We start from the raw sequence: 4,820 nt of genomic DNA, 5'->3' as shown, positions 1-4,820 counted from the left end.
GTTCGTCGCTTCGGCGCCACGGTGGTCGCACGCCTGCGTCCCGGCGGCGCCGAGCCCGCGCTGGATCGTGACCCGGCGTGGCGCGCGCTGCCCTCGACGGCATTCCAGGTGACGGTGTCGCACCAGGCACGCGACCTCGGCCGCATGCTGGATGGCGATCCGGGCACACGCTGGGCCACCGCCACCCGGCAGGGCAGTGGCGAACACGTCACCCTCACGTTCGCGCGACCCACCGACGTCGCCCACGTGCGCCTCGATCTCGCGGCACGCAGCCTCGGCGACTATCCGCGCGGTCTGGTGATCGAGGGCGCAGGCGACGACGGGACGTGGCAGACGCTGTTTGACGGCGACATTCTGCCGCGTCTGGGCCTGAGTCTGGTGCGCGAGCCCCGATCACCCGGCATCGACGTGTCCCTGCCGCCGCAGCGCGGCCGTCACCTGCGGCTGCGGCCGACGGGGGAGACCCGGTCGTGGTTCTGGTCGATCCACGAACTGCGTGTCTGGCAGCGGTAGCGACGTCAGGAGCTACACCGGCGATGCAATCGAGACACCTGCCGGGCTCCCGGGTCGCGCGTCTCGTCAGGCACGGGCCCGTGCGACAGGCACGCCGGCGCCCGTCGTCGTGTTCAGGTCGCGCGGTACCTGGCTGCTTGCGATGGCCTGCACCGTGGCGCGGTTGAAGGCCGGCAGGTCATCGGGGTTGCGCGACGTGATGATGCGCTGATCCTCGACGACCTCGGCGTCCTGCCAGTGCCCGCCGGCGTTCTGGACGTCGGTCCGGATCGACGGGTACGAGGTCAGGCGCAGGCCGTCGACGATGCCGGCTTCGACGAGGAGCCAGGGGCCGTGGCAGATGGCGGCGATCGGCTTGCCCGCGTCGTGGAAATCCCGCACCAATTGCACGACCTTGGCGTTGGTGCGCAGGGTGTCGGGGTTCATCTGCCCGCCTGGCAGGACCAGGGCGTCGTAGTCGGTGGCCTCGACGGCGACCACGGGGTGGTCCACGGCGAACGTCTCGCCCCATTCCGTGTGCTGCCAGCCTCGGACCTGTCGTTCGACTGGCGACACGATCTCCACGAGGGCCCCGGCGCGCGTCAGCGCGTCGCGCGGACTGGTCATCTCCACCTGCTCGAACCCGTCAGCGACCAGAATGGCCACTTTCTTCCCCGCCAGCGTCGTCGACATGCCATCTCCTTGGGGGCTCGCGGTGTCTGATCGCCCGGCCCCAACGTGGGGTCCTTGCAAGGGCCGGTCCTGCCATATGCTTGGGTGAGGCAGGGAGTGCCAACCATCGCCATGACCAAGACCAGGACCGAGAAGGATTCGATGGGCCCCATCGAGGTGCCCGCAGACGTGTACTGGGCCGCGCAGACGCAGCGGTCGATTCAGAACTTCCCGATTGGCGTCGATCGCTTCAAGTGGCAGCGTCCCGTCATCCGGGCCCTGGGCATCCTCAAACGCAGCGCGGCGCAGGCCAACATGGAGCTGGGCGAGCTGCCGCAGAGCGTCGCGGAGCCCATCATCAGGGCGGCCGACGACGTCATCGCCGGGGAGCTCGACAGTCAGTTCCCGCTGGTCGTGTTCCAGACCGGGTCCGGCACGCAGTCGAACATGAACGCCAACGAGGTCATCGCCAACCGGGCGGTGGCGATCATGGGCGGCACGGTCGGTGTGGACCGCACGATCCATCCCAACGACCACGTCAACCGCGGCCAGTCGTCCAACGACACCTTCCCGACGGCCATGCACATCGCGGTCGTGGAAGAACTCCACCATCGGCTGTTCCCGTCGGTGAAGGTCCTGCGCGACACGCTGGCGGCCAAGGCCGCCGAGTTCTCGGACCTCGTGAAGACGGGGCGGACGCACCTGCAGGATGCGACACCGGTCACGCTCGGCCAGGAGATCGGCGCCTGGGTGGCGCAGATCGACTTTGGTCTCAAGGCGGTGGAGCAATCGCTCGACGGCCTGTACGACCTGGCGATTGGCGGCACCGCGGTGGGCACCGGGCTGAACGCGCATCCGCAGTTCGGCGATCGCTGCGCGGCCACCATTGCCGGCATCACGGGGTTCCCGTTCCGCAGTGCCGCGAACAAGTTCTTCGCGCTGTCGGCCCACGACGCGCTCGTCGAGACCTCTGCCGGGCTGCGCACGCTGGCGGGCGGTCTCATGAAGATGGCCAACGACGTCCGGTGGCTGGCCAGCGGCCCCCGCTGCGGCATCGGCGAGCTCCTGATCCCCGAGAACGAGCCGGGCTCGTCGATCATGCCGGGCAAGGTCAACCCGACCCAGTCCGAGGCGATGACGATGGTGTGCGTGCAGGTCTTCGGCAACGATGCCGCGGTGGCGTTCGCGGGCACGCAGGGCAACTTCCAGCTGAACGTCTTCAAGCCGGTGATGGTGCACAACGTGCTCGAGAGCATCGGGCTCATCGCCGACGCCTGCCTGGCGTTCAACGAGGGCTGCGCCCGGGGCATCGAGCCCAACCGCGAGAAGATTGCCGAGAACCTCGGCAAGAACCTGATGCTGGTGACGGCCCTCAATCGTCACATCGGGTACGACAAGGCGGCCGCCATCGCCAAGCACGCCCAGAAGAAGGGCCTCACCCTGCGCGAGGCGGCGCTGGCGTCTGGCGACGTCACCGAGGAGCAGTACGCGGCGTGGATCGTCCCGGTGGAGATGACGCGGCCCAGCGAGGGCTGACGTACAATCCGCCGCACAGACCGGGTAGACCCTTCCTTTCGAAAGAGATCTCCGATGGATCGACGCGCGTTCCTGCAGAAGACCACCGCGATGACGGCTGCCCTCGGGTTGCCGGTTGCGGCCGCGGCCCAACCCGCACCCGCGGCTGCTCCGGCGCGGACGCTCGGCCCGGTGACCAAGGCCCGGACCTTCAAGCTGAAGTACGCCCCGCACTTCGGCATGTTCGAGCAGTCGGCCGGCAAGGACCTGATCGACCAGCTGAAGTTCATGGCCGATCAGGGCTTCACGGCGCTCGAGGACAACGGGATGATGGGCCGCACGCCCGAGGTCCAGGCGCAGCTGGGCGAGGCCATGGCCAAGCTCGGCATGCAGATGGGCGTGTTCGTCATCCAGACCGGTGGCAACAACAGCGATCGGTTCACCACCGGCAAGGCGGAGAACCCGGCGCAGTTCCGCAAGGCGTGTGAAGCGGCCGTCGAGGTGGCCAGGCGCTGCAACGCGAAGTGGATGACCGTGGTGCCGGGCGGCTTCGAGCGCAAGCTGCCGATTGGCGTGCAGCACGGGCACGTCATCGACACGCTGCGCGCCGGCGCCGAGGTGCTCGAGAAGGCCAGCCTGGTGATGGTGCTCGAGCCCCTCAGCGACAACCCGGATCAGTTCCTGCGGACCTCGGACCAGACGTACATGATCTGCCGCGCCGTCGACTCGCCGGCCTGCAAGATCCTGTTCGACATCTACCACATGCAGAAGAACGAGGGGCACATCATCCCTCACATCGACTGGGCGTGGTCCGAGATCGGGTACTTCCAGATCGGCGACAACCCGGGTCGCAAGGAGCCCGGCACCGGCGAGGTCAACTACCGGAACATCTTCAAGCACGTGGCGGCGAAGATGCAGGCCGACTCGCGTGACTTCATCTTCGGCATGGAGCACGGCAACGCGTATCCGGGCAAGGACGGCGAGCAGAAGCTGATCGACGCGTACGTCGCCGCTGACGCGTTCTAGCCCATGGTCCCGGAGTGGCAGCAGCGCATGCTGACGGCGCCCGCGGACATCCGCTCCCTGCTGCAGGGCATCAGGCGCGTCGCGGTGCTCGGCGCCCGGCCGTCGTCGCATGCGCACAAGGCGGCCTGGTATGTGCCGCAGGCCCTGCAGACGATGGGCCTCACGATCGTGCCGGTCGTCGTGCATGGGCATCAGGACGCCGAGATCCTCGGTGCGCCCGTGTACCGACGCCTGGTGGACGTGCCGGCACCGATCGACCTCGTCGACGTGTTCCGGCGAGCGGAGGATCTGCCCGCGCATGTCGAGGACTTGCTCGCCGCGGCTCCCCGGGCCGTCTGGTTCCAGTCGGGCATCCGGAACGACGCCGTCGCCGAGCAGCTCGCCCGCGCCGGCATCCAGGTCGTCCAGGACCGCTGTCTGATGGTGGACTACCGCCACCTCGGCCCGGGATGAGCGGCCAAAAAGTCGCGCTTGCGCTCCCCCGGGCACCCGTGTATATTCGCTGTTGCGCGACACGACCCCTTCGCGGGGCGTGACCAAGTCCAAGGTTTGTAGAAGGCCTGGGAAGTTCGCCAGGCCTTTTGCATTGAGTGCCCGCAACCGTTCAGCGCACCGGTTGCCCCCGTCGTGGGGGAGTATCACGACTGAAAAATCAGTAGTCGGTCGGTCCGTGTGGCATGGCGGTGCTCCGATTACCGAACGAGGAGTTCGTTATGCGTACAACTGGTACCGTCAAGTGGTTCAACGAGAGCAAGGGCTTCGGCTTCATCACCCCGGAGGGCGGCCAGAAGGATTGCTTCGTGCACCACTCCGCCATCGCCGGCACGGGTTTCAAGACCCTCGTCGAGGGTGAGCGCGTCGAGTTCGACATCGTTCAGGGCGCCAAGGGTCCGGCCGCCGAGAACGTTGTCCGCCAGGGCCGCTAGGCTCTCGCAGGCGCAGTACCAGGCGGCCGGATCGCGCAAGCGGTCCGGCCGCCTTTGTTTTGGGGGTAGAATCCGCGCACTCCCATGCGCGCCCTGCTGATTGCCACCCTGATGATCGGAGCGGCCGCCGCGGCCGTATCCTCGCGGCCCTCCACGGCCCAACCGGCCACCGCCGCGAAGGCGGGCGCC

6 protein-coding genes are annotated in these 4,820 nt (G+C 68.0%); 5 read left to right on the top strand and 1 reads right to left on the bottom strand.

What is annotated here, in order from left to right:
* Positions 1–513 (top strand): discoidin domain-containing protein (locus Q0C41_RS29790; protein ID WP_291990375.1); only part of this gene is annotated, 513 nt, incomplete at its 5' end.
* 66 nt (positions 514–579) lie between these two features.
* On the opposite strand, the gene Q0C41_RS29785 is transcribed toward Q0C41_RS29790, so the two are convergent.
* Entirely contained in the window at positions 580–1,185 is a 606-nt protein-coding gene (locus Q0C41_RS29785; RefSeq protein WP_291990373.1) for a type 1 glutamine amidotransferase domain-containing protein, read from the bottom strand.
* 111 nt (positions 1,186–1,296) lie between these two features.
* Between Q0C41_RS29785 and fumC the strand changes: the two genes are divergently transcribed.
* The 4 genes from fumC (at position 1,297) to Q0C41_RS29765 (ending at position 4,631) form a co-directional block, all read left to right on the top strand.
* Entirely contained in the window at positions 1,297–2,700 is a 1,404-nt protein-coding gene (gene fumC, locus Q0C41_RS29780) for a class II fumarate hydratase (protein ID WP_291990371.1), read from the top strand.
* A 54-nt stretch (positions 2,701–2,754) separates the two neighbouring features.
* Positions 2,755–3,705, top strand: a complete 951-nt coding sequence (locus Q0C41_RS29775; RefSeq protein WP_291990369.1) for a TIM barrel protein — start codon at positions 2,755–2,757, stop codon at positions 3,703–3,705.
* 3 nt (positions 3,706–3,708) lie between these two features.
* Positions 3,709–4,158: a CoA-binding protein gene (locus Q0C41_RS29770; RefSeq protein WP_291990368.1), complete on the top strand. Its 450-nt coding sequence runs from the start codon at positions 3,709–3,711 to the stop codon at positions 4,156–4,158.
* Positions 4,159–4,382: 224 nt separating this feature from the next.
* The gene (locus Q0C41_RS29765; RefSeq protein ID WP_291990366.1) at positions 4,383–4,631 is read left to right on the top strand and encodes a cold-shock protein; all 249 of its coding nucleotides are present in this window, start codon (positions 4,383–4,385) and stop codon (positions 4,629–4,631) included.
* Positions 4,632–4,820: the final 189 nt, after the last annotated feature.

Source organism: Luteitalea sp., from assembly GCF_022842525.1.
In the GTDB taxonomy this organism is placed as follows: Bacteria; Acidobacteriota; Vicinamibacteria; order Vicinamibacterales; family Vicinamibacteraceae; genus Luteitalea.
This window is presented reverse-complemented; position numbering and strand designations above follow the sequence as displayed.